The following is a 22,049-nucleotide window of genomic DNA, read 5'->3' on the forward strand; positions in this document are numbered from 1 at the left end:
TTTGCCGATCTAGGGGGTCGAGCGGGGCACGTCAACGCGCAGCATCAATGAACGATAAGATTTCCTGCTTCAGGCTTTCCGAAAGTTGCTCCTCACCCGCAAACCGCGCATGGATCGTATGCGCACGCGTCGGACTGAGGGCGTGGTGGCGGAACCAGGTGGCCTGCCGCTTCGTGTAGCGGCCGATGTTGTTGCAGGCCCGCTCCCCGGCCTCCGCCAGGGTGAGGTCGCCGCGCAACACAGCCGCCAGCTCCGGCACGCCGTGCGCGCGCATGGCCGGCAGGGCGGGATCGAGGCCGCGCGCGACGAGGCGGCGGACCTCCTCGACGGCGCCCTCGCGCAGCATGATCTCCCAGCGCGCCCGGAGCGCGGCCCGCAGCGCATCCCGCGGCGGATCAAGCAGGATCGAGAGCACGGGACACCCCGTCAGCGCCCCTTCCGCCGGTTGCTGCTGCCACTGCGCGAGGCCGCGCCCGGTGCCGCGCCAGACCTCCCAGGCGCGGGCGATGCGCTGGGAGTCGCCGGGGCGTAGCGCCGCAGCCGTGTCCGGGTCCACCTCCGCCAGGCGGGCGTGCAGCGCGGGCGCGCCCAGCTGCTCCAGCATCGCGCGGGCCTCGGCGCGCGCCTCCTCCGGGATTTCCGGCACTGGGGCCAGGCCATGCAGCAGGGCCTGGAAGTACAGCCCCGTGCCGCCGCACAGGATCGGGACGCCGGCGGCCCCCGCAATCGCGGTCTTCGCCTCGCCGAGCCACCAGGCCGCGCTGGCCGCCTCGCCGGCATCGCGGATGCCGTAGAGCCGGTGCGGCACCTGCCGTTCCTCGAGCTCGGTGGGACGGGCTGTCAGCACGCGCAGGTCGCGATAGACCTGCATGCTGTCGGCGTTGATGACGGTGCCGCCCCCCTGCCCCCGCAGGATCGCCGCGAGGCTGAGCGCGAGCGCGGACTTGCCGCTCGCGGTCGGGCCGGCAACGAGGATCAGGGGCGGTTGCTGCACGCGTGGCATCCGGGCAAAGGTCGCCCCAGCATGTCGCACGTCCTGACCCTCGTCGCAGCCCCGGGCGGGCTCGACCGCTCCCTTCTCACCCGCGTGACGGAGGCCCTCACCGCCCTCGGCGGCACCGTGGATGCGCCGGACTGGCTGGCACCGGGGGCGGCGGCGGACCTGCCCTTCTCCGGCCTCGCCGCGGATCAGGCGGATGCGGCCGCGCGGCAGGTGCTCGGCGGCACCGCGGTGGATGCCGTGGCACAGCCGGCCGAGGGGCGCCGCAAGCGCCTGCTGGTGGCCGATATGGACAGCACCATTGTCCAGAACGAAACGCTGGACGAGCTCGCCGCCTACGCCGGCTTCGGCGAGAAGGTGGCCGAGATCACCCGGCGCAGCATGAACGGCGAGATCGACTTCGCGGCCGCCCTGCGGGAACGCGTGGCGCTGCTGCGCGGGCTGGAGCTCGGCGCGCTGGAAGCGACCTGGCGGCAGACCAGGCTGATGCCGGGCGCCGAGGCCCTGGTGCGGACCATGGTGGCGAATGGCGCGCACTGCGCCCTGGCGTCGGGCGGCTTTACCTTCTTCACGGGCCGGGTGGCGGCGCTCTGCGGCTTCACCTCGCACCACGCCAACATCCTGCTGGACGATGGCAGCCGCCTGACCGGCCAGGTGGAGGAACCGGTGTTCGACCGCGACAGCAAGCTGGTCGTGCTGAAGCAACTGGCCAGCGAGAACGGGCTGGCCCTGGCGGAAACCCTGGCGGTCGGCGACGGCGCCAACGACCTGGCGATGCTGGGCGCGGCCGGGCTCGGCGTTGCCTTCCATGCCAAGCCGATCGTGGCCGCCGCGGCGCGGGCGCGGGTGGAGCACGGTGACCTGCTCGCGCTGCTCTACCTCCAGGGCTACCGGCAGGCGGAGATCCTGGGCCTCGTGTGACGGAGCGTATCGGCACGTGGCGGGAGGCGCCCCGCCCACCAAGCTGAGCTGCTGAATCTGCTGGTCACGCATTCTCTATGTTGCGGTGCAGGACGAGCGGCCGCGTCGCGTGTTCTCTGGATGAAGGTTTGTCCATCTTTGGGCAAGCCAACCATCCGGAGCCATCGCCATGAACACCGTGATCGACGGGGCCGCCCGCTTCCGCTGCGACGTTTTCCCTGAACAGGAAGGCCTTTACCGCCGCCTGTCACGCGAAGGGCAGCAGCCCAGCGCGCTGGTGATTTCCTGCGCCGACAGCCGCGTGATCCCGGAACAGATCATGCAGTCCGGCCCCGGCGAGATCTTCGTGTGCCGCAACGCCGGCAACATCGTGCCCGCCACGGCGCAGGTGCTGGGCGGCGTGTCCGCCTCGATCGAGTACGCCGTCGTGGTACTGGGAGTGCGCGACATCGTGGTCTGCGGCCATTCCGACTGCGGCGCGATGAAGGCGCTGCTGAAGCCGGAAAGCCTGGTGGGCATGCCCAACGTCCAGGCCTGGCTGCGGCACAGCGAGGCCGCGCGCTGCATCGTCTGCGACGCCTACCCGAACAGCGAGGGGCCCGAGGCGGTGCGCGCCCTGGCGATGGAGAACGTCGCGCTGCAGCTGAACCACCTGCGCACGCACCCTTCCGTGGCCTCGCGCATCGCGCGCGGCGAGATCACCCTGCACGGCTGGTTCTTCGACCTGGAGACCGGCGGGATCATGGCGCTGGACGGGCAGCTCGGGCGCTTCGTGCCGATCGACGGGGCGGACACCATGCCGGTCGCCCTCGCCGCCTCGCCGCGGCAGGTCACCACGATCGCGGCCGCGGCGGAGTAGGCCGCGGCCCGGCCGATCAGCCGAGCTCCTCCAGCGCGGCGCAGACGGTGGCCACCTGCGCCGCCGTCAGCTCCGGAAACATCGGCAGGCTGAGCACCTCGCGCGCCGCGAGCTCGGTCTCGCGGCACCCCGCCGGGCCCAGCGCCACGCGGCCGCGATAGGCCGGCTGCGCGTGCACCGGCACCGGGTAATGCACCGCCGTGCCGATGCCGGCCTGCCGCAGCCGCGCCTGCAAGGCTTCGCGCCCGGGCGCCCGCAGCACGTACTGGTGGAAGACGTGGGTCGCACCTTCCCGGCACACCGGCGCGGCGAGTGTTCCCCCGGCTAGCGCGGCATCGTAGGCCCCCGCGATTTCCCGCCGACGGGCATTCCCCGCGTCGAGGAACGGCAGGCGGGCGCGCAGCACCGCGGCCTGTACCTCGTCGAGGCGGGAGTTGATGCCCGGCCCGTCCGACACGTAGCGCTCGCGCCAGCCGTACTGGCGGATCGCCGCCATGCGCTCGGCCAGATCTGCGTCCGCGGTGGTGACCACGCCGCCATCGCCCAGCGCACCGAGGTTCTTGGTGGGATACAGGCTGAAGGCGGCAGCGACGCCGAAGGTCCCCAGGCGCCGCCCGTCCAGCGCCGCGCCATGCGCCTGGGCGCAGTCCTCGATCAGCGCCACGCCGGCCGCGCGGCAGGCCTCCAGCATGGGCCGGAGGTCGCAGGCCTGCCCGTAGAGGTGCACCGCGACGGCCGCGCGGATCGGCGGCAGGCCGGGCGGCGGATCGTCCAGCACGGCCGCCAGCTCATCTGCGTCCATGGTGTAGGTGTCGGGATCGATGTCGAGCAGCAGCGGCGTGGCGCCCACCATCTCGATCGCGGCCACGGTGGCGACGGCGGTGTGCGACACGGTGGCCACCGTGCTGCCGGGGCCGATGCCGAGGCCGCGCAGGATCAGCACGATCGCGTCGGTGCCGTTGGCGCAGCCGACCGCCCGCTGCGCGCCCGACGGGTCCAGCCAGGCGGCGAACTCGCGCTCGAACGCCCGGCCCTCCTCGCCCAGGATGTACCAGCCCGAGGCCAGGGCGCGCGCCACCGCCGCATCGATCTCGGCCTTGCGGGCGCGGTAGCCGGCACCGGGATCGGCCTGCGGCACGGTAATGACGGGCGGGGGCGGGTTCGCCACGGCGGTGGCGGGCGGGTTCATCCGTCGGGTCTCGCTCACAGGTATTGCGTCAGGCGCGGGCGGAACCAGTCCAGCGTGCGCCGCAGCCCGTCGCGCAGCGGCACCCGCGGCTCCCAGCCCGTGGCGGCGCGGAAGGCCCTATCGTCCGCGTGGAAGGAGCCGATGTCGATGGCGCGCTTGTCCTCGGGAAACTCCCGCACGTCGTAGCGCCCTGCCCCGGCCGTCTCGATCAGCAGGTCGGCCAGGGCCAGCAGCGACATCGGCGCATCGCCGCCGATGTTGAACACCCGGCCGTTGCAGCCCTGCGCATCCGGCCGGTCGAGCCCGCCCAGCAGGCAGGTGCCGGCCAGCATGAATGCCTCCACCACGTCGTCGACGTAGGCGAGGTCGCGCAGCTGCTCGCCGCCCCAGACCTCGAAGGGATCGCCTTCCAGCACCCGCCGGATCCAGATGCCGAGAAAGGTCTGCCGCGCATCCTTCACCCGCAGCCGCGGGCCGTAGCAGTTGGTCAGCCGCAGCGAGGTCACCGGCCGGTCGCGCACGCGCTGTTCCAGCAGCCAGTACTGCTCGCCCGCCCATTTCGACACGCCGTTGGCGTCGGGCGGCACGATCGGGTGCCGCTCATCCACCGGCAGGTATTGCGGGCGGCCGTAGAACTGCCGGGTCGAGGCGTGCACCACCGCGGCCCGGGGCGCCACCTGGCGCATGGCCTCGATCAGGTGCAGCTGAATGGTGGTGTTGATCGTCAGGTCCAGCAGCGGATCGTGCATGCTGCCGGCGTGCGAGGTCTGGGCCGCGAAGTTGAACAGCACCTCGGTGCCGTCGCACAGCTCCCGCAGCAGCCGGTCGTCGGAGCGCAGGTCGATCTCCACCAGCCGAGCGCCGCTGCCTTCAAGGTTGGCCGGGTTGGCGCCCATCTGCGGCAGCATGGCGTCGAGCGCGGTGACCTCCGCCCCGCGCCGGCCGAGCACGTGGCACAGGTTCGAGCCCAGGAAGCCCGCGCCGCCGGTCACCAGGACCTTGCGCCCCCGCCAGATCATCAGAGCCCTTCCCGAACAGCCACGCCCCTCACCCAGCGGTGGGAGGCGGAACAGCCCGCACGATCACGCGATCGTGCGGCGAAGGCTTCCTTGTAGCGGCAGCTTCGGGGCCGCGCGCGGGCGGCTTTGCGGCATTCCCTGGGCGAAACCGATCGTCCCGACGCAGGTGCCGACCTGGCCGCCCGTCGGCGCGGCTCGTGCCCGGCCCGGTGCCGGGGTGACCGCCCTCAGGCGGGGGCCAGCGCCGTGCCCGTGATCTCCACCTTCCAGTCCGGGTTCACCAGCGGCGCCTGGATCGTCATGCGCGCGGGCTTGGCCGAGGGGTCAAGCCAGCGGTCCCAGGCCCGGTTCATCGCGGGCGCGTCGGCGATGTCGGTCAGCACGACGGTCACCGACAGCAGCGCGCGCTTGTCGGTCCCGGCCTCGGCCAGCAGGGCGTCGATCTGCCGCAGGATGTCGGCGGTCTGCCCTTCGGCGTCGAGCGTGGCGTCGTCCGCCACCTGCCCGGCCAGAAAGATCAGCCCCCCCGCCCTGCGTGGCGCCGGACAGGCGTTCCTCTTCCGCGAAGCGTCGGATGGTCATGCTGTGAACTCCTTCTGAGGCGATCGACACCGCGCCAAGCAGCGGCGCGCGGGGATGCCGGCCTTTCAGCCGGCGAGGTGCGGGCGGCGTAACAGGCGCGGCAGCAGCCCGTCCACCGGCCCGGCCAGCACCGAGAACGACCAGAGCAGCCCGGCGGCGAGAACGATCGCGGGGCCGGTCGGGATGTCGAGGTGATAGGAGGCCAGCAGCCCCGCGACGGAGGCCAGGACTGCCAGCACGGCGGAGGCGGTGACAAGCCCACCCACCGCCCGCGACCAGTGCCGAGACGCCACGGCCGGCAGCATCATCAGCCCCACCGCCATCAGCGTGCCGAGCGCCTGAAAGGCCGCCAGCACGTTGAGCACCACGAGGCTCAGGAACAGCAGGTGCCAGGCGCCACCCCGCGCGCCCTGGGCCGCGGCGAACTGCGGGTCGAAGCATTCCAGCACCAGCGGCCGCCAGGCGGGCGCCAGGGCCAGCAGCGTCACCGTGGCGACGCCCGCCATCAGCAGCAGCGCCGGATCGTCCACGCCCAGCACGCTGCCGAACAGCAGGTGCGTCAGGTCCACCGCCCCGCCGCGCACCGACACCATCGCCACGCCCAGCGCCAGCGCCACGAGGTAGAGCGCGGCCAGCGTCGCGTCCTCGCGCCCGCCGGTGGCCCGCGACAGTGCGCCGGCGCCGAGCGACACGGCGAGCCCCGCCACGAGGCCGCCGAGCGACATTGCCGTGACCGAAAGCCCGGCGATCCAGAAGCCGGCGGCGATGCCGGGCAGGATGCCATGCGCCAGCACGTCGGCCGACAGGCTCATCCGCCGCAGCATCAGGAACACGCCGAGCGGCGGGGCGGCGAGGCTCAGCGCCAGGCAGCCGATCAGGGCCCGGCGCATGAAGCCGAATTCAAGAAAGGGGGCGAGCAGCAGGTCGTGCGCCGTCATGCCAGGACCTTCCCCGGCGCGAGGAGGCGGAAGCGGAGCATCGGCATGTCCAGGATGGTTGTTTCGCCCAGCGGCGCCATGCCGAGGCGGCGCACGACGCCGAGCGAGGCCTCGTTGCGCGGCATGACGAAGGCATCCAACTGCGCAAGGCCCAGGGTCGCGAAACCCCAGCGGCACGCTGCTTCCGCCGCCTCGGTGGCGTAGCCCTGCCGGCGATGGTGTCGGTGGATCATCCACATCACTTCCGTGGTGCCGCCCTCGAAAGGCAGCCAGCGAAGGCCGGCGGCCCCCAGGAAGCAGCCATCCCCGCGACGCTCGACGGCCCAGGGCGCGTAGCCCGGGTGCCCTTCTTCCCAGGCACGGCCCCAGAGCGAGGCCAGCGACCCGGCCTCGGCCGAGGCGCGCTCCGGCGCCGCGGCCGCCTCGCCGCCGGCCATGAAGCGCATCGTCGCGGGATCGGCGCGGAGATCGGCCAGCGCCGCGACGTCAGCGGCCCGGAACGGGCGCAGCCGCAACCGCGCGGTGTGGAGGATCATGCCGCGGCGGCCGGGCCACTCCGCCGCGGGTCGCAGTTCCCGGCGTCCTCGTCCCAGCCTTCCGCCATCATGCGGGCGCGCAGGCGGTTGGCGGGCGACAGCACCTCGGCGGTCGGACCCCAGGCGATCGGCTCGCGCGCCAGCAGCAGGCAATCGGGAAACTCGCGCCGCACCAGGTCGAGGTCGTGCAGCACCGCCAGCACCGTGCGGCCCTCGCCGTGCCAGCTCTGCACGAGGCGCAGCAGGTCGGCGGCGGTGCGGGCGTCCACGGCGTTGAAGGGCTCGTCCAGCAGGATCACCGGCGCGTCCTCCACCAGCAGGCGGGCAAAGAGGAGGCGCTGGAACTGCCCGGCGGACAGCGAGCCGACCGGGCGCCGCTCGAAGCCGCCGAGGCCCACCGCCAGCAGCGCTTCCCGCGCGGCGGTGCGATCCGTCACGGCGGCGCCGCGCAGGGCGCCAAGGCGGCTCCAGTGCCCCAGCATCACCACGTCGAGGCAGCTGATCGGAAAGGCGCGGTCCAGCGAGGTCATCTGCGGCAGGAGCGCGATCCGCCCCGCCCCGCGCCGGATCGCCCCTTCCTCCGGCGCGTGGAGGCCGGCGATGGCGCGCAGGAGGCTGGTCTTGCCGGCGCCGTTGGGGCCGACCAGCGCGGTCAGGCTGCCACGGCGGAAGGTGCCCGAGACGTGGTGCACCGCGGGCCGGCGGCCATGCGCCACGGTCAGGTCCCGCAGCTCGATCACGTTGTCGCCAGCAGCCGCGCCACCGGCCGGACCGTGCCCCGTCTGCGCGCTCATGCCGCGAAGGCCCAGAACACCCCGACCCACAGCAGCGCCGACAGGAGGGCGGCCAGGATGAGGCGCGGCACGGCGCCGGTGGACAGCGCGAGCGGGTTAGAAAGGCTGGGCATCGCGTTACGACATAACATTCCCGGCGGTCTGGACAAGCATCCTCTTGCCCGCCAATTGCGCGCCCGATGCAGGACAGCCCCGCCCCGATCCCTCCGCCCGCCGCCGCTTTCCTGGCTCCGGGCCATCACGAGGAGGCGCTGCGCAGCAATCTCCGCCGCTATCGCCGCTTCGCCACGGGGCTGCTGGTGGGCATGGCGGGGGTGACGGTGGGCGCCTACGCGCTGCCGCCCGGCTGGTGGACCGACCTGCTGCAGGCCAGCGCCAAGGCCGGGCTGGTGGGCGGCATCGCCGACTGGTTCGCGGTCACGGCGCTGTTCCGCCACCCGCTCGGCCTGCCGATCCCGCACACCGCCATCATCCCGCGCCAGAAGGAGCGCCTGGGCGCCGCGCTCGGCCGCTTCGTGGCGGACCACGTCTTCACCGAGCGCGAGGTGGCGCGGGTGATCGAGCGGCTCGACCTCGCCACCGTGGTGGGCAACGTCCTGGCCGACCCGGACACCACGCGCCCCGCGGCGCAGGCGGTTGCGGCTTCCGTGCCGCGGCTGTTGTCCAACCTGCAGGAAGGCCGCGCCCAGAAGCTGGTGCTGCGGATCCTGCCGCGCCTGGCGGACGGGCCGGCGGCGACGCGGCTGCTGGCGCAAACGCTGCGCACGCTGGTGGAAGGCGGCAAGCACCGCGACGTCTTCGCCCTGGCCCTGGGCGAGGTGCGGGAGATCCTGCGCAACAAGGAGCAGTCGCTGCGCGACGAGGTCGAGAAGCGCGTGCGCGAGCAGGGCGGCTCGGTGGTCGGCTGGGTGGCCGGCGCCTACCTCGCGCGCCGGGTGGTGGCCTCGGTCAACAGCGCGCTGGACGAGGCGCTGAACTCCGAGAACGCCGAGAGCGGGCTGCGCGCGGCCTTCGACGAGTGGGTGATGCGCGAGCTCGACCGGCTGGAACACGACCCGGAGCGCGCGGCGCAGATCGGCGGCGCCCTGCGCGCGGCGCTGCGGCACGGGGTGGTGTCGGGCTGGCTCGACGACGCCTGGCACCGGCTGCGCTGGGCGGCGGAGCTCGACGCCGCGAAGCCGGACGGCCGGATCGCCGCGATCGCGCAGGCGGCGCTGCGCAACGCCGGCACCATGCTGGCCGAGGATACCGGTGCCCGCGCGAAGCTGAACGGGGCGCTGGAGCGGATGCTGCTGACGCTGCTGCCCTCCGCTCGGCAGCGCCTGTCGGGTTTCGTGTCAGGCGTGGTCGGCAACTGGGACGCCGCCACGGTGACGGAGCGCATCGAGCTGCGGGTCGGCCGCGACCTGCAGTTCGTGCGGATCAACGGGACCGTGGTGGGCTTCCTGGTGGGCGGCGCGCTGTTCGCGATCCTCAGCACCCTGTTCGGCCACGTCGCCTTCTGAGGGCGAGTTCCGCGCCGCCGGGCGGGCGGCGCGGCCGGGCCAAAACTCAGTACCGCTTACTCAGTACCGCTTGCGGTCCTCGTTCGCGTGCCACTCCTGGAACACCTCGATCGCCTCAGCGCGCAGCAGGGAGCGCAGCGGAAGGGCGCGCTCCGGGATCGGGCGGCACACCTCCTCGTAGATCGCGGCATCGTCGAAGCCGATCGCCGCGGCGTCGGTGCGCTCGTTGGCGTAGTGGATCGTGCTGATCCGCGCCCACCAAGTCGCCGACAGGCACATCGGGCAAGGCTCGCAGCTCGTGTAGAGCACAGCGCCCGACAGGTCGTGCGTGCCCTCGCGGCGGCAGGCGTCGCGGATCGCCACGACCTCGGCATGGGCGGTCGGGTCGGCATCGGGCACCACCCGGTTCGCCCCCTGCCCGATCACCCGCCCTTCGCGCAGGATCACCGCCCCGAAGGGACCGCCGCCCGAGGCCACGGTGTCGCGCGACAGCCGGATCGCGAGGCGCATCGCCTCCTCGTGGCTCAGGATGGCGTCGCCGGGATCGCTGTCGGAATGGAGGCTGGACATGCGCGGGGGTTCTTTCGACGGGGATGGAACAACACCATTTCTGCGGCATGGCGATGCCCTTTTCCAATCCCGTCCTGTCCATCCTCGACCAGTCGCCGGTGCTGGCGGGCCGGACGCCCGCGCAGTCCATTGCCGACACGCTGGCGCTGGCCCGCCGGGCCGACGCGCTCGGCTACCGCCGCTACTGGGTCAGCGAGCATCACAACAGCGGCGCCCTGGCCGGATCGGCGCCGGAAATCCTGGTTTCCGCCATTGCCGCCACGACGGAGCGCATCCGGGTGGGTTCGGCCGGGGTGATGCTGCCGCACTACAGCGCGCTGAAGGTGGCCGAGCAGTTCCGCGTGCTCGACGCCATCGCGCCAGGGCGGATCGACCTGGGCCTCGGCCGCGCGCCGGGCTCGGACGGGCGGACCGCCTACGCGCTGAACCCGCTCAATGCCCGGCAGAGCGAGGACCTGTTCCCGCAGCAGCTGCGCGACGTGATGGGCTGGCTCGGCGACGGGCTGCCGGTGGACCACCCCTTCGCCGCGATCCGCGCGCAGCCCGAGGGCGCGACCCGGCCGGAGGTCTGGATGCTGGGCAGCAGCGACTACGGCGCGCAGGTGGCGGCCTATTTCGGCCTGCCTTACTGCTTCGCCTACTTCTTTGCCGATGGGCGCGGGGCGGATCAGGCCATGGCCCTGTATCGCGATGGCTTCCGCCCCGGCGTGCTGCGCGAACCCCGCGCCGCCATCTGCGTCTTCGCCGTGGCCGCCGAGACCGAGGAGGAAGCGCGCCGCCAGTTCCGCTCGCGCGAGCTGCAGCGCACGATCCGCGAGCGTGGCGAGTTCGTGCCGGTGCCCCCGGTCGAGGAAGCCGAGGCTTTCGCCTACACCGAGGCCGAGCTGGCCCGCATCGAGCGGATGCACGCGAAATCCGCGGTCGGCACGGGGGAACAGGTCTGGGAAAAGCTGCGTGCCCTGTCGGCCGAGCTCAGGGCGGACGAGGTCGCGGTGGTCACCGCCTGCCACGACCCGATGGCGCGGATAAGGTCTTACGAGCTGCTGGCGGCCGCCGCGGGCCTGGGCTGGCCGGTCAGGGCGGCGGCGGGAAATCGGGCGGTCGGCGCCGATGCCGCCGGCGCCCGGATCGTCCGGCGCGCAGGATCACCGGCGGTGCCAGTAGCAGCGGCGCCGAGAGAAGCGGCAACAACCCGAACCAGGGCCCGATCCAGCGCGGCAGCGCGAGAAAGGCCGCCACCGACAACAGGATCGTGACGGCGTTGATTCCCAGCGTCGCGATCCACCAGCGGCGGGCAAGGCCGAGCCGCCGCGCGACGTGCTCGGGGTCGGGCGGCACCTCGGTATAGGGGGTTCCGTCCGGGTGGACGTCGTAAAGGCGCGCGGGGTCCGGTTCAAAGGAGGGCGGTGCCCTCAGCGGCGCATCACCACGAAGGCCGGTCGCCCGTGGCGGCGCATCTGACGCAGCCGCCACCACAGCACGCCGGCACCGATCGCCCCGGCCACCACCACCACGGGCAGCAGCAGGCCCACCACCACGAAGCCCAGCGCCGCGACCACCAGGGCCAGCGCCACGCCGGCCACGAGGATGGCCACGCCGCCCAGGCGCATCAGCACGCGCTCGAAGCGGTTGGGCGGGGCGGGAGTGCGGAACTCGCCTTCCGGGGTCATGTCGATGACGGGAGGGCGGCGCGGATGGTCGCTCATGGGGCAGGATGTTGCCCCGCGCCCCCCGCGCTTCAAGCCGCCCCGCCGTCAGGTTGCGTCGTCAGTCCGCGCCGTCTTCGCCGCCCGCTAAGCGTGCCGCCGCTTCCGCCCCTCCAGCGGCGTCATGGAGCATGTGGTCCATGGTCAGCGCCGGCAGGAAGCCGTGCTGGCCCACGATCCGCGCCGGCACGCCGACGGCGGTGCTGTAGGGCGGCACGGACTGCAGCACGATGGAGCCCGCGCCGATGCGTGCCCCTTCCCCGACCTCGATCGGGCCCAGCACCTTGGCGCCGGCGCCGATCAGCACGCCGCGCCGGATCCGCGGGTGACGCGCGCCGAGGTCCTTGCCGGTGCCGCCGAGCGTCACGCCCTGCAGCAGCGACACGTCATCCTCCACCACCGCGGTCTCGCCGATCACCACGCCGGTTCCGTGGTCGAGCAGGATGCCGCGTCCGAGGCAGGCGGCCGGGTGGATGTCCACCGCGAAGACCTCGGCGGCGCGGCTCTGCATCGTCAGCGCCAGGTGGCGCCGGCCGCGCGACCACAACGCGTGCGCGATGCGGTGCGCCTGGATCGCCAGAAAGCCCTTGAAGTGCAGGAAGGGGGTCAGCAGGTCCGGGCAGGCCGGGTCGCGTTCGCGCACGGCCAACAGGTCGGCGGTGGCGGCGGCCACGATCGCCGGGTCCGCGAGAAAGGTTTCGCAGCCCAAGCCGGCCAGGGCGGCGGCATCGAGCTCCGCATCCGCGAGCTTGCGGGCCAGCCGGTGGCTCAGCGCCTGGGCAAAGGACACGTGCCGCAGCACCGCCACCGCCATGGGCTGCGCCAGCAGGGCATCGCCCGCCGCCGCCTCGACCGCATCGGCACGGAGCTGTTCCCAGATCTGGCTGGTGGGGGTGGTGAGGAGGGAGCCTCCCGGCACCACGGCGAGGCAGTTGGATCGCATCGGGGCAGGCTCCTGTTGCCCGGGTTACATAGCGTCGCCCCCCCGCCGCACCAGCCCCGCCGGCGCAGCCTTGCCCTGCGGCACGGGCGCCACGCGGTGCTTCCCCGGGAGGCGGCGGCGGGGCATGGCGGGACCTCGCAACAAGGTGTTCCCGGCCGCGACAGCACCGCATCAAACCTGCCGCGCAACGGCCAGGGGAGGTCAGGCGACGGGCTTCGTGCCAGAAACAGCGGGCGCCGGCCCCGCCGCCGCGCCAGCAAGGAGAACAGGATGATGGGCGAGCAGCGTCGGGAGGGTGCCCTGTTCCTCCTGGGGTTCATCCTGACGATCCCCGTCGCGAACTGGATGATCGGGCATGTCGGCACGGTCTGCACCACCGAGGGTCCCTGCGTGATCCCGGTGGGCTTCGGCCAGATGGCCCCGTCCGGCGTGCTGGTGGTCGGCGCCGGGCTGGTGCTGCGCGACCTGGTGCAGCGGCGACTCGGGTTGCGCGCGGCCTTCCTGGCGGTGCTGATCGGCGCCGCGCTGTCGGCGCTGCTGGCGCCGCCGGCGCTGGTGCTGGCCTCGGCCCTGGCCTTCCTCTTGGGAGAGCTGCTGGACCTCGCCGTCTACACGCCGCTGCAGCGGCGCAACCTGGTGGTCGCGGTGCTGCTGTCGGGGCTGGCCGGGCTGGTGGCGGACAGCCTGGCCTTCCTGTGGGTGGCCTTCGGCTCGCTCGACTTCCTGCCGGGACAGGTGCTGGGCAAGGCCTGGATGGTGCTGCTCGCGCTGCCACTGGTGGCGTGGCTGCGCCAGCGCGACCAGCGCCGGGGACTGCAGCCGGCCTGAGCCGGCGCCGTCCTACTCCATCACATTGACGTAGCGGTGCCGCGTGGTGTCGAGCCAGGAGCTCCGCCATTCCACGATGCGGCCCGCGGCGTCCCAGGTCCGGCGCTCCATCACCAGCAGCGGCGTGCCTTCCGCGATTTTGAGGATCCCGGCCAGCTCCGGCGTGGCCCCTTCGGCGCGAAGCACTTCTTCGGACCGCACCACGGTCACGCCGTAGCGCCGCTGGTACATGACGTAGAGCTCGTCCGTCAGCTGCCCGTTCAGGGGCACCTCGAAATCGGGGAAGACCGCGGCCGGCATGGTCGTCTCGTCGAGCATGAACGGCGTGCCTTCCTTGGAGCGCAGGCGGCGCAGCCGGTAGGTCGAGGCCCCCGCGGCGAGCTGCAGGACCTGGGATGCCGCCTCCCCCGCCGGTACAGTGTCGAGCGACAGGGCCACCGCGGTCGGCTCCGTCTGGTGACCCTCGAGATCGCGGATCGGCAGGAAGTGGAACCGGGCGCGCTCGCTGGTCTGGCGGGCGACGAAGGTGCCCTTGCCCTGGCGACGCTCGATCAGGTGGCGTCGCTCCAGCGCGTCCAGCGCCTTGCGAACCGTGCCGTGCGATACGCCGAGCTCCTGCGCCAGCTCCGGCTCGGAGGGCAGCGCGAAGCCGGGCGGCCATTCGCCGGCGGCGATCCGGCCGTTCAGGATGGACTCCACCTGCGCATACAAGGGACGCGCATCGGGGCGCGACGAGTCATTGGGGCGGGCGAAGTCGCTCACTGGATCTCCAGGCTCGGTTCAGGCGGCGTTAAGGCGCGTCTTCTAGCATGTCTGTTCGGGCCTGCCCGGCCGTTCACGCGTTTTCGGGTCGCTGCAACGCAGCAATGCGGCATCCACTGCATGCTGTTTAGGCTGGACGACCGCGAAACGGTCGGCAAGGCGTCTTGTATAAGACAATTGTTGGTGTATAACCCCTTTATCGGTAACCGGTGACGGGCCGAGTTTAGGGACGGAAACATAAGGGGACGGCGCCACGGCGCGGATCGTGCTGATCCTGAAGGGTCAGTGCTCGAGCATCCATCGTGGCGTCGTCACCCTATAACTCCCTCTCTCCCACCTTCCCCACGTAGACGCGCAGCCCCGCTGCCGGGCAAGCTGCGAGTTCCTGTTCTGCCGGAAGGTTCTCATGCGCCCCATCCTCGCGCTCCTGCTGCTGCTCGCACCTCTGGCCGCCGCGGCCCAGGAAGCGCCGCGGCGCGACGCGACGCCGCCGGCCTCCGGGTCGGCGGATTGCGGCTGCGGCTCCGGCACGCAGGCCGGCGGACCGCGCTAGGAACGGCCCAGCGCCGCGTTTCCGGCGGCCCTCCCGGCGCGGCTACTTCGCGGCCGCGTCCTTCACCTCGTCCGTGACGACATCGAAGCTCGCGAGCCTGGCCGAGCCGAAGGCGGTGGAGATCGCCACGTCCGTAGCGTCGCGTCCGCGCGCCATCAGGATGCGGCCGATGCGCGGCGTGTTGTGGCGCGCGTCGAAGGTGTGCCAGCGGCCGCCCAGGAAGACCTCGAACCAGGCCGAGAAATCCATCGGGTAGTCCACCGGCGGCACGCCGATGTCGCCCAGGTAGCCGGTCACGTAGCGGGTCGGGATGTTCATGCAGCGGCAATAGGTGACCGCCAGGTGCGTGAAGTCCCGGCACACGCCCTTGCGTTCCTCGTTGGCCTCGAAGGCGGTCTTGGTGGAACGCGCGTGCTCGTAGCCGAAGGTGATCCGGTCGTTCACGTGGTCGCAGATCGCCTGAACACGCTCCCAGCCCGGCTTGGTGTGGCCGAACAGCGACCAGGCCTGGTCCGACAGCTTGTCGGTCTCGCAATACCGGCTGCCCAGCAGGAACACGAGGACGTCGTCCGGCAGGTCCTCCACCCGGTGCTGCTCGGCGTCGAGCACGACCGGATCGGGCAACCCGCTGTCCTCCACCAGGAAGTCGGCCGACACCGTGAAGCGGCCGGGTGGGGCCACGACTCGCGTCACCACGTTGTTGAAGCCGTCGCGATAGGTGCTGCTGCGCACCGCCGCGCCGTTCGATGACTGGAAGTTCAGCACCTGCGGCGAGCGCAGGTCGGGCTCGCGGTCCGGCACGATGTTGAGCATCAGCAGCATCGGCGTCGGCTGCTGGCAGTCGAAGGCGATGTCGTATCCGGCGCGGATCAGCATGGTGTCGGAGATCTCCTTCGGCTCCTGGAGCCGCGTGGCGGTGGATAGGACGTGCAGCCGTGGCTGCGGAGCAATCATCGGGCCAGAGGCCAGCGGGGTTCATCGGGCGACGGGCCCGCGGGGTTCATCGGGCCAGAGGCCCGCGGGGTTCATCGGGCCATGGACCCGGGTAAGTTCGTGGGGCCACAAGGCCGCAGGTATTTCGCCGGGCCGCGTGCCATCACCGGCCAGCGGACCCTTAAGCGGTTACCGGACCAGCAAGCCCTCGGGCGTTTCCGGCTCCTCGTCCACTCGCACCTCGACCGTCATGCCCAGGCTGTCGCCCGGGAGGCCGGCATAGGAGCCGGCCAGCGGCACGGCCTGTGCCGGTTCGCGCACCGTCGCCACCCGGATCAGGTCGCGTCCGTCGGCGATGGCATTGGTCGGATCGTAGTCGGCCCAGCCGAAACCCGGCAGGTAAACCTGCATCCAGGCATGGGTGGCCCCTGCCCCCTGGTGCTGCCCGGAGGCGCCGCCACGGGGGTTGTGCAGGTAGCCGGACACGAAGCGCGCGGCCATGCCCAGGGCCCGCACGGCCTCCATCATCAGCAGGGCGAAATCCCGGCAGGTGCCCGAAGCCAGGCGCAGCGTTTCCGCCGGGTCCTGCACGCCGCGCTCGTCGCGCTGGATATAGGCGAAGTCCCGACGGATCCGGGCGGCCATGTCGGCCAGGATCAGCGCCGTGTCACCCCCGGCGTGATCCTGCAGCAGGCGCCGCACCCAGCGGTCCACCGCGTGCGCGGGGTCACGGTACTGACGCTCGATGAAGCGGGCGAGGTCGGGCATTTCCTCGGCGCCGTAGGAGAAGGGCCAGAACTGCGCGCCGGGCTCGATGCGGGCGTCCGGGCGGCCCGCGGGCCGCAGCGCCACGCGCAGGTGGTTCTCGAAGCGCAACTCGCGCGCCCGCGCCTCGAAGCGCGCCACGGCGACCTCGTTTCCGAAGGGATCGAAGCGCCAGAGCAGCTCGCTCGGCGCGGGATCGATCACCAGATCCGCCGCGAGAAGCCGCTGGTCGTGGCTGTCGCGCGGGCGGCACATGATCCTGTGCTCACCGAAGCGCACGGGCTGCCGGTAGCGATAGGTCGTGACGTGGCGGACGTTGAGGATCGGCATGGGCCCGTTCTGAATCGACGCCGGAACGGGCGCGCAGTTCGCCTTGAAGCGGCGAGGCCTGCGGAAAGTTTCAGCGTGGCGGGAAGGAAAGCGCGAGAAGGAAAACGGCCGGACCGCTTATTCCCGGTCCGGCCGCTGATCACGGTATCTCGCGGCGGCGTCGGGCCTCAGCCCTCGGCCGGCTCGAAGCGGAGCGCCACGCCGTTCATGCAGTAGCGCAGACCCGTCGGCGGCGGGCCATCGGGAAAGACGTGGCCGAGATGCCCCTGGCAGTGGCTGCAATGCACCTCGGTGCGGACCATCCCGTGCGTGCGGTCGGTGGTGGTCGCCACGCCGCCCTCGACCGGGCGGAAGAAGGACGGCCAGCCGGTGCCGCTCTCGAACTTGGTCACGCTGTCGAACAGCGGAGTGTCGCAGCCGGCGCAATGGTAGGTGCCGGCGCGCTTCTCACCATTGAGGGGCGAGGAGCCGGGCCGCTCCGTCCCGTGCTCGCGCAGCACGCGGTAGGACTGCGGCAGGAGGCAGTGGCGCCACTCCTCCTCGCTGCGGGCCTGCGCGTCGCTCAGTTTTTCCTCGCTCATGCGGCATGCTCCTTCAGGCGGTGGGCGAAGCTTTTGCGGAACTTGGCGACCTTGGGCGCGATCACCGCGCGGCAGTAGCCGGACCAGGGTGTGCGGGCGAAGTAGTCCTGGTGCTCCGCCTCGCCCGGCCAGAACTGCGGCGCCGGCAGCAGGTCGGTCACGATCGGCGCGGCGTAGAGCTGCTCGCGCTCAACCTCGGCCATCACCTCGCGCGCCGTACGCTCCTGCTCGGGGCTCGTGAAGAAGATCACCGAGCGGTACTGCGGCCCCACATCGGCGCCCTGGCGGTCGCGGGTGGTGGGGTCGTGGATGGTGAAGAAGACGCGCAGGAGGTCGGCATAGGAGATCACCGCCGGGTCGAAACTGACCTCGACGACCTCGACATGGCCGGTGCGCTTGCCGCAGACCTGCTCGTAGGTCGGGTTCGGCACGGTGCCCCCGGCATAGCCGGACACCACGGCCGACACGCCCTGGAGGTTGCGGTACACGGCATCAAGGCACCAGAAGCAGCCACCACCCAGGATGGCCTTCTCCGTGGATCGGGATTGGGTTTCGCTCATGCGGGGGATGTGGGGTGGCGGCGACCTTCCGCCAACACCCGACCCGCGCGCCCCGTGCCGCCGCGTCCTCAGTCGCTCCAGCGCGCGGCATCCGGCAGGGCGCCGGGCCGGCCGAACAGGTAGCCCTGCCCGAACTGGACGCCGAGCTCCCGGATCACCTGGGCTTCCGCTTCCGTCTCGATCCGCTCCGCCACCACCGCGGCGCCGAGGCTGGCGGAGAGTTCCACGATCGAGCTGATGAAGCTGCGGTCCCGCTCGTTGTTCAGCGCGCCGCGAACGTAAAGGCCGTCGAGCTTGACGAAGTCGATGTTCAACAGCCTGAGGTAGCGGAACGCCGCCGACCCCGCGCCGAAATCGTCCAGGCAGACCTGCACCTTCCGGTTGCGCAGCATCCGGACCATGGTGACCGCCGCTTCCTCGTCGTTGATCTCGGCGGTTTCGGTGACCTCCACCATCAGCCGCGTGGCCAGGCCCGGAACGCTTTCCAGCATGCGCATGAAGCGCTCACGGAAGTTCACGCTCGCCATGGAATGTCCGGACAGGTTGCAAGCGATGCGGACGTTGCGCGTGCGGGACGCGGCCTGGGCCACCGCTTCCAGTACGGCCCAGTCCAGTTCCTCCACCAGCCCCACGGCCTCGGCGAAGGTGACGAAATCCTGCGTTTGTTCCAGCGGGAAGCCCGGCGCGGGGATGGGTCGCAGCAGGGCCTCGTAGTGATGGGCGCGCCGGTCCCGCAGCCCCACGATCGGCTGGAAGGCCAGGCGGAAGCGACGCTCGGCCAGGATGCGCCGCATCGCCTCGGCCCGGCTGGTGGCGGAGGCCACGAAGCCCGGCAGGCCGCCGGCGAAGCCTTCCTCGAGGATGCTGTCCTCGCCGCCGCGCGCGAAGGCGGCCAGGGCGTAGCGCAGCGCCCGCGTGGCCTGCACCGTGGTCAGCCCGGTATCGGCCAGCGACATCGTGTGGGCCGCCACGGTGGCCTGCATGCCGCCTTTCGACAGCACCGACTGGATGCGCGCCGCGAGGTCGGTCAGGTCCGCCGCCTGCGTGCCCTGCACCAGTCCGTAGCGGCCGTTGGCGAGTTCCCCCGCGATCCTCCCGTCCTGTCCTCCCTCCGTCAGCGCGGCGCCGATCTGGGACACGATGTCCGACCGCGGGGCCACGAGACCGTCCGGCCCGGTCACTTCGAAGAGGCTGAGCGAGTTCGGCCCCGCGCCTTCCTTCAGGCGCATCTCGGCCTGCTGCGCGAAGCTCAGCTTGTCGGGGATCGGCTTGATGGGCGGCGGCGCCGTGGCCATCGAGGCGAGGCAGAGGCAGAACCGCAGCTCACCATCGCCCTGCGGCAGGGGCAGCCCGGTCAGCGACATCGGCCGCTGATCCGCCGTGGCGAGCCGCACACCCTGCGGCAGCACGCGCTGATGTTCCCGCAGCTGGCGAAGGACGGCGGTGATCCGGTCGCGGTCGGGCAGGACCACGAGATCGAGAACCGGGCGCCCGATCCAGCTCAGCGCATCGGTGCCCAGCCGCGCCTCGAAGGTTCCCGCGGCGTAGGTGATCAGGCCCTGCGCGTCGGCCTCGATCAGCAGGTCCGCCGCGGCCAGCGCGAAGGTGACGTAGCGTTCCCGCATCCGCCCCGCCTGCGCGTCGGGTGACGGCGCGGAAAGACCAACGGGGCCCGGCGGCACCGCGACTCCGGCTGCGCCCTCGGTCACTGTTTTCCGCCCATGATCGCGCCCGTCCCCAACCTCCCCCGGCATCCGCAACCCTGAACCCGATCCACCAAAATCTGCACTCCAGCCGGTTCCCGGGACGCCTGACCGGGACTTGACGAGGCCGCGTCGTGGCCTCCCGAAGCCCCTGCAGCCGCCATAGAACCGCAGGAGGGTTGACGAAGTCTGACCATCGCCGCCGCGAATCCCGTCCCCGCGCGCCGAGGTCTCCCTGGACGGGATTTCCGGAGCAGGGTTTTCCGGTGCGCGGTTTCCGGGGCGGGGTTTCCACCGGCGGCGTTCGGACCCAACCTGCCGGGCGATGATCTTCCCGCCGCACGATCCCGCACCCCTTCCCGAAGCGCCCGCCGAGGCGCTGGGCTTCGATCCCACCCGCCTCGCGGAACTCGCCCGCTGGGCCCCGACGCAGGAATCGCCCTTTCCGCGCGACCTGCCGGGCTTCCTGCAGAGCGGCCATTTCGAGCCGCCACCCGGCAACGAGATCCTGGGTCCGGTGGAGCCGCGCGGCGCGCCCAACGGGCTGATCCTGCGCCACGGCCGCGTCGCCGCGCGCTGGGGCGACACGCAACAGGCGGACCGGACCTTCAGCGTCGCCAAGTCCTGCCTGTCGATCCTGGCCGGCATCGCCGTGCTCGACGGGCTGATCCCCGACCTCGACGCGCCGGTGTCGCACTCGGTGTCCGACGCCGCCTTCGCCGGCGCGCGCAACGGCGCGGTGACCTGGCGGATGCTGCTGACGCAGACCAGCGAGTGGGAAGGCACGCTGCACGGCAAGTCCGACGTGCTGGACCGCGGCCGCAACCTCCAGCGCGAGGACGCGGTGCCCAAGGGCTGGGAGCGGCCGCTGGCCACGCCCGGCACCCACTGGGAATACAACGACGTGCGCGTGAACGCCCTGTCGCTGGCGCTGCTGCACCGCTTCCGCCGGCCGCTGCCGGAGGTCTGGGCGGAGCGCGTCCAGCGCCCGATCGGCGGCAGCGAGAACTGGAGCTGGGACGGCTACCGCACCGCCGCCGTCGCGCTGCCCGACGGCCGTACGACGCTCTCGGTCCCCGGCGGCACGCACTGGGGCGGCGGCATGCGCACCCATGCCGAGGATCAGGCGCGCATCGGTCTGCTGATGCTGTCGGGCGGCCTCTGGAACGGACAGCGCATCCTGCCGCCGGGCTGGGTGGCGCTCAGCGGCGCGCCGACGCCGCTGCACGAGGATTACGGGCTGCTGTGGTGGCTCAACCGCTCGGGCCGCTTCCCCGAGGCCGACCGCGAAAGCCTCTTCGCCCAGGGTGCCGGCGGCAACGTCATCTGGATCGAGCCCGCCAGCCGGATCGTGGCGGTGTTCCGCTGGCTCGATCCCGCCGCCCTGCCCGAGACCATCGCCCGAATCGCCGCCGCGCGCCGCATCTGATACCCGATCACGAAACACCGACGATGAGCATGACCGACCAAGACCTCGCCGCCCTGCACGCGGCCCTTCCGACCCTCGACACCCATGTCGACATCCCCTGGCCCGATACGCCCGACCCGCGTGGGGAAACGCCGCGGCAGGTGGACTTTCCGAAGATGGCGGCGGGCGGGCTGAAGGCGGTGGTCTTCATCGCCTATACCCCGCAGGGACCGCGCACGCCGGAAGGCCATGCCGCGGCAGGAGAGCGGGCGGAGGCGATGCTGCGCGCCATCCGCGCCACCGCCGGCGACGGCCAACGCCTGGTCACCACCGCCGACGAACTCGCGCAGGCCCACCGCGACAATGCGAGCGCCGTGCTGCTGGCGGTGGAGAACGGCAACGCCATGGGCCACGACCTCGGGCGGTTGAAGCTGTGGCGCGACCTCGGCGCCTGCTACGTCACGGTGACGCATGACGGGCACAACGACCTGAGCGACGCCGCGCGCCCCCGCCCCGACCTCGGCGACGGCGAAAGCCTGCACGGCGGCCTCAGCGCGCTGGGCCGCGACGCCATCCGTGAGATGAACCGCGTCGGGCTGATGGTGGACACCTCGCACATCGCGCGCACGGCCTTCTTCCAGGCGGCGGAGATCTCGCGCTCCCCGGTGCTGGCGACGCATGCCTGCTGCGCCGCGCTGCGCGCGCATCCGCGCAACGTCGACGACGAGCAGCTCGACGTACTGCGCGACGTGGGCGGCATGCTCCAGGTCACCGCGGTCCCGGCCTTCCTGCGCGCCCCGGGCGAGGACGGGCGCTTCCGCGCCAGCGTGGCCGACATGGCGGACCACGTGGACCACGCGGTGAAGCGCATCGGCATCGAGCATGTCGGGCTGTCGAGCGACTTCGACGGCGGCGGCGGCGTGGAGGGCTGGCGCAACGCCGCCGAGACCGCCGGCCTCACGGCGGAACTCGCCAGGCGCGGCTATGACCGCGGGGCGCTGGAACTGCTCTGGAGCGGCAACTTCCTGCGCGTCTGGCGCGCCGCGGAAGCGGTGGCCGGGTGA

Annotated in this window: 23 protein-coding genes and 1 pseudogene; 8 read left to right on the top strand and 16 right to left on the bottom strand. The window is 72.1% G+C overall.

Going from position 1 to position 22,049, the window contains the following annotated elements; all coding sequences use genetic code 11:
- Positions 1-31 precede the first annotated feature (31 nt).
- Positions 32-994: a tRNA (adenosine(37)-N6)-dimethylallyltransferase MiaA gene (gene miaA, locus ACFFGY_RS12560; protein ID WP_377044839.1), complete on the bottom strand. Its 963-nt coding sequence runs from the start codon at positions 992-994 to the stop codon at positions 32-34.
- 30 nt (positions 995-1,024) lie between these two features.
- On the opposite strand from miaA, the gene serB reads away from it, so the two are divergent.
- Both serB and ACFFGY_RS12570 read left to right on the top strand, forming a co-directional pair.
- A complete protein-coding gene (gene serB / locus ACFFGY_RS12565; RefSeq protein ID WP_377044840.1) occupies positions 1,025-1,921 on the top strand; it encodes a phosphoserine phosphatase SerB in 897 nt (298 codons plus the stop codon).
- Between the two features lie 169 nt (positions 1,922-2,090).
- Positions 2,091-2,780, top strand: coding sequence for a carbonic anhydrase (locus tag ACFFGY_RS12570; RefSeq protein WP_377044841.1), 690 nt, complete (start codon positions 2,091-2,093; stop codon positions 2,778-2,780).
- 16 nt (positions 2,781-2,796) lie between these two features.
- On the opposite strand, the gene ACFFGY_RS12575 is transcribed toward ACFFGY_RS12570, so the two are convergent.
- The 6 genes and pseudogenes from ACFFGY_RS12575 to ACFFGY_RS12600 form a co-directional block, all read right to left on the bottom strand.
- Positions 2,797-3,987, bottom strand: a complete 1,191-nt coding sequence (locus ACFFGY_RS12575) for a DegT/DnrJ/EryC1/StrS family aminotransferase (protein WP_456316163.1) — start codon at positions 3,985-3,987, stop codon at positions 2,797-2,799.
- Positions 3,984-4,988, bottom strand: coding sequence for an NAD-dependent epimerase/dehydratase family protein (locus tag ACFFGY_RS12580; protein WP_377044842.1), 1,005 nt, complete (start codon positions 4,986-4,988; stop codon positions 3,984-3,986). Before ACFFGY_RS12580 ends, ACFFGY_RS12575 begins: the two co-directional genes overlap by 4 nt.
- A 227-nt stretch (positions 4,989-5,215) precedes the next feature.
- A pseudogene (locus tag ACFFGY_RS12585) lies at positions 5,216-5,570 on the bottom strand (RidA family protein).
- A 65-nt stretch (positions 5,571-5,635) separates the two neighbouring features.
- Positions 5,636-6,508 (bottom strand): metal ABC transporter permease, encoded by an 873-nt coding sequence (locus ACFFGY_RS12590; RefSeq protein WP_377044843.1) that lies wholly within the window; start codon positions 6,506-6,508, stop codon positions 5,636-5,638.
- Positions 6,505-7,044: a GNAT family N-acetyltransferase gene (locus tag ACFFGY_RS12595; RefSeq protein ID WP_377044844.1), complete on the bottom strand. Its 540-nt coding sequence runs from the start codon at positions 7,042-7,044 to the stop codon at positions 6,505-6,507. The genes ACFFGY_RS12590 and ACFFGY_RS12595 overlap by 4 nt, the downstream gene beginning before the upstream one ends.
- Positions 7,041-7,838, bottom strand: a complete 798-nt coding sequence (locus ACFFGY_RS12600) for a metal ABC transporter ATP-binding protein (protein WP_377044845.1) — start codon at positions 7,836-7,838, stop codon at positions 7,041-7,043. The genes ACFFGY_RS12595 and ACFFGY_RS12600 overlap by 4 nt, the downstream gene beginning before the upstream one ends.
- 179 nt (positions 7,839-8,017) lie before the next feature.
- Between ACFFGY_RS12600 and ACFFGY_RS12605 the strand changes: the two genes are divergently transcribed.
- Positions 8,018-9,343 (top strand): DUF445 domain-containing protein, encoded by a 1,326-nt coding sequence (locus ACFFGY_RS12605; RefSeq protein ID WP_377044846.1) that lies wholly within the window; start codon positions 8,018-8,020, stop codon positions 9,341-9,343.
- 60 nt (positions 9,344-9,403) lie between these two features.
- Here ACFFGY_RS12605 and ACFFGY_RS12610 read toward each other — a convergent pair whose 3' ends face one another.
- The gene (locus ACFFGY_RS12610) at positions 9,404-9,913 is read right to left on the bottom strand and encodes a nucleoside deaminase (RefSeq protein WP_377044847.1); all 510 of its coding nucleotides are present in this window, start codon (positions 9,911-9,913) and stop codon (positions 9,404-9,406) included.
- Positions 9,914-9,936: 23 nt separating this feature from the next.
- On the opposite strand from ACFFGY_RS12610, the gene ACFFGY_RS12615 reads away from it, so the two are divergent.
- Positions 9,937-11,169 carry an LLM class flavin-dependent oxidoreductase gene (locus ACFFGY_RS12615; RefSeq protein ID WP_377044848.1) on the top strand — a complete coding sequence of 411 codons (1,233 nt, stop codon included), beginning with the start codon at positions 9,937-9,939 and terminating at the stop codon, positions 11,167-11,169.
- Between the two features lie 156 nt (positions 11,170-11,325).
- Here ACFFGY_RS12615 and ACFFGY_RS12620 read toward each other — a convergent pair whose 3' ends face one another.
- The gene (locus ACFFGY_RS12620) at positions 11,326-11,619 is read right to left on the bottom strand and encodes a hypothetical protein (protein ID WP_377044849.1); all 294 of its coding nucleotides are present in this window, start codon (positions 11,617-11,619) and stop codon (positions 11,326-11,328) included.
- Between the two features lie 61 nt (positions 11,620-11,680).
- On the bottom strand, positions 11,681-12,562 hold the full coding sequence (gene cysE / locus ACFFGY_RS12625; RefSeq protein WP_377044850.1) for a serine O-acetyltransferase: 882 nt from the start codon (positions 12,560-12,562) through the stop codon (positions 11,681-11,683).
- Positions 12,563-12,832: 270 nt separating this feature from the next.
- On the opposite strand from cysE, the gene ACFFGY_RS12630 reads away from it, so the two are divergent.
- Positions 12,833-13,390: a VUT family protein gene (locus ACFFGY_RS12630; RefSeq protein ID WP_377044851.1), complete on the top strand. Its 558-nt coding sequence runs from the start codon at positions 12,833-12,835 to the stop codon at positions 13,388-13,390.
- A 12-nt stretch (positions 13,391-13,402) separates the two neighbouring features.
- Here ACFFGY_RS12630 and ACFFGY_RS12635 read toward each other — a convergent pair whose 3' ends face one another.
- The gene (locus ACFFGY_RS12635) at positions 13,403-14,152 is read right to left on the bottom strand and encodes a GntR family transcriptional regulator (RefSeq protein WP_377044852.1); all 750 of its coding nucleotides are present in this window, start codon (positions 14,150-14,152) and stop codon (positions 13,403-13,405) included.
- A 406-nt stretch (positions 14,153-14,558) separates the two neighbouring features.
- Between ACFFGY_RS12635 and ACFFGY_RS12640 the strand changes: the two genes are divergently transcribed.
- Positions 14,559-14,705: a hypothetical protein gene (locus ACFFGY_RS12640; RefSeq protein WP_377044853.1), complete on the top strand. Its 147-nt coding sequence runs from the start codon at positions 14,559-14,561 to the stop codon at positions 14,703-14,705.
- Positions 14,706-14,747: 42 nt separating this feature from the next.
- On the opposite strand, the gene ACFFGY_RS12645 is transcribed toward ACFFGY_RS12640, so the two are convergent.
- The 5 genes from ACFFGY_RS12645 to ACFFGY_RS12665 form a co-directional block, all read right to left on the bottom strand.
- On the bottom strand, positions 14,748-15,581 hold the full coding sequence (locus tag ACFFGY_RS12645; RefSeq protein WP_377044854.1) for a transglutaminase-like domain-containing protein: 834 nt from the start codon (positions 15,579-15,581) through the stop codon (positions 14,748-14,750).
- A 246-nt stretch (positions 15,582-15,827) separates the two neighbouring features.
- Positions 15,828-16,733 (bottom strand): transglutaminase family protein, encoded by a 906-nt coding sequence (locus ACFFGY_RS12650; RefSeq protein ID WP_377044855.1) that lies wholly within the window; start codon positions 16,731-16,733, stop codon positions 15,828-15,830.
- Positions 16,734-16,900: 167 nt separating this feature from the next.
- Positions 16,901-17,314 carry a peptide-methionine (R)-S-oxide reductase MsrB gene (msrB, locus tag ACFFGY_RS12655; RefSeq protein ID WP_377044856.1) on the bottom strand — a complete coding sequence of 138 codons (414 nt, stop codon included), beginning with the start codon at positions 17,312-17,314 and terminating at the stop codon, positions 16,901-16,903.
- The gene (msrA, locus tag ACFFGY_RS12660) at positions 17,311-17,874 is read right to left on the bottom strand and encodes a peptide-methionine (S)-S-oxide reductase MsrA (RefSeq protein ID WP_377044857.1); all 564 of its coding nucleotides are present in this window, start codon (positions 17,872-17,874) and stop codon (positions 17,311-17,313) included. Before msrA ends, msrB begins: the two co-directional genes overlap by 4 nt.
- A gap of 68 nt (positions 17,875-17,942) precedes the next feature.
- The gene (locus tag ACFFGY_RS12665; RefSeq protein ID WP_377044858.1) at positions 17,943-19,583 is read right to left on the bottom strand and encodes an EAL domain-containing protein; all 1,641 of its coding nucleotides are present in this window, start codon (positions 19,581-19,583) and stop codon (positions 17,943-17,945) included.
- Between the two features lie 319 nt (positions 19,584-19,902).
- Between ACFFGY_RS12665 and ACFFGY_RS12670 the strand changes: the two genes are divergently transcribed.
- Both ACFFGY_RS12670 and ACFFGY_RS12675 read left to right on the top strand, forming a co-directional pair.
- The gene (locus ACFFGY_RS12670; RefSeq protein WP_377044859.1) at positions 19,903-21,006 is read left to right on the top strand and encodes a serine hydrolase domain-containing protein; all 1,104 of its coding nucleotides are present in this window, start codon (positions 19,903-19,905) and stop codon (positions 21,004-21,006) included.
- A gap of 29 nt (positions 21,007-21,035) precedes the next feature.
- Entirely contained in the window at positions 21,036-22,049 is a 1,014-nt protein-coding gene (locus tag ACFFGY_RS12675) for a dipeptidase (protein WP_377045047.1), read from the top strand.

The organism is Roseomonas elaeocarpi, from assembly GCF_042433915.1.
Taxonomy (GTDB): domain Bacteria; phylum Pseudomonadota; class Alphaproteobacteria; order Acetobacterales; family Acetobacteraceae; genus Roseomonas; species Roseomonas elaeocarpi.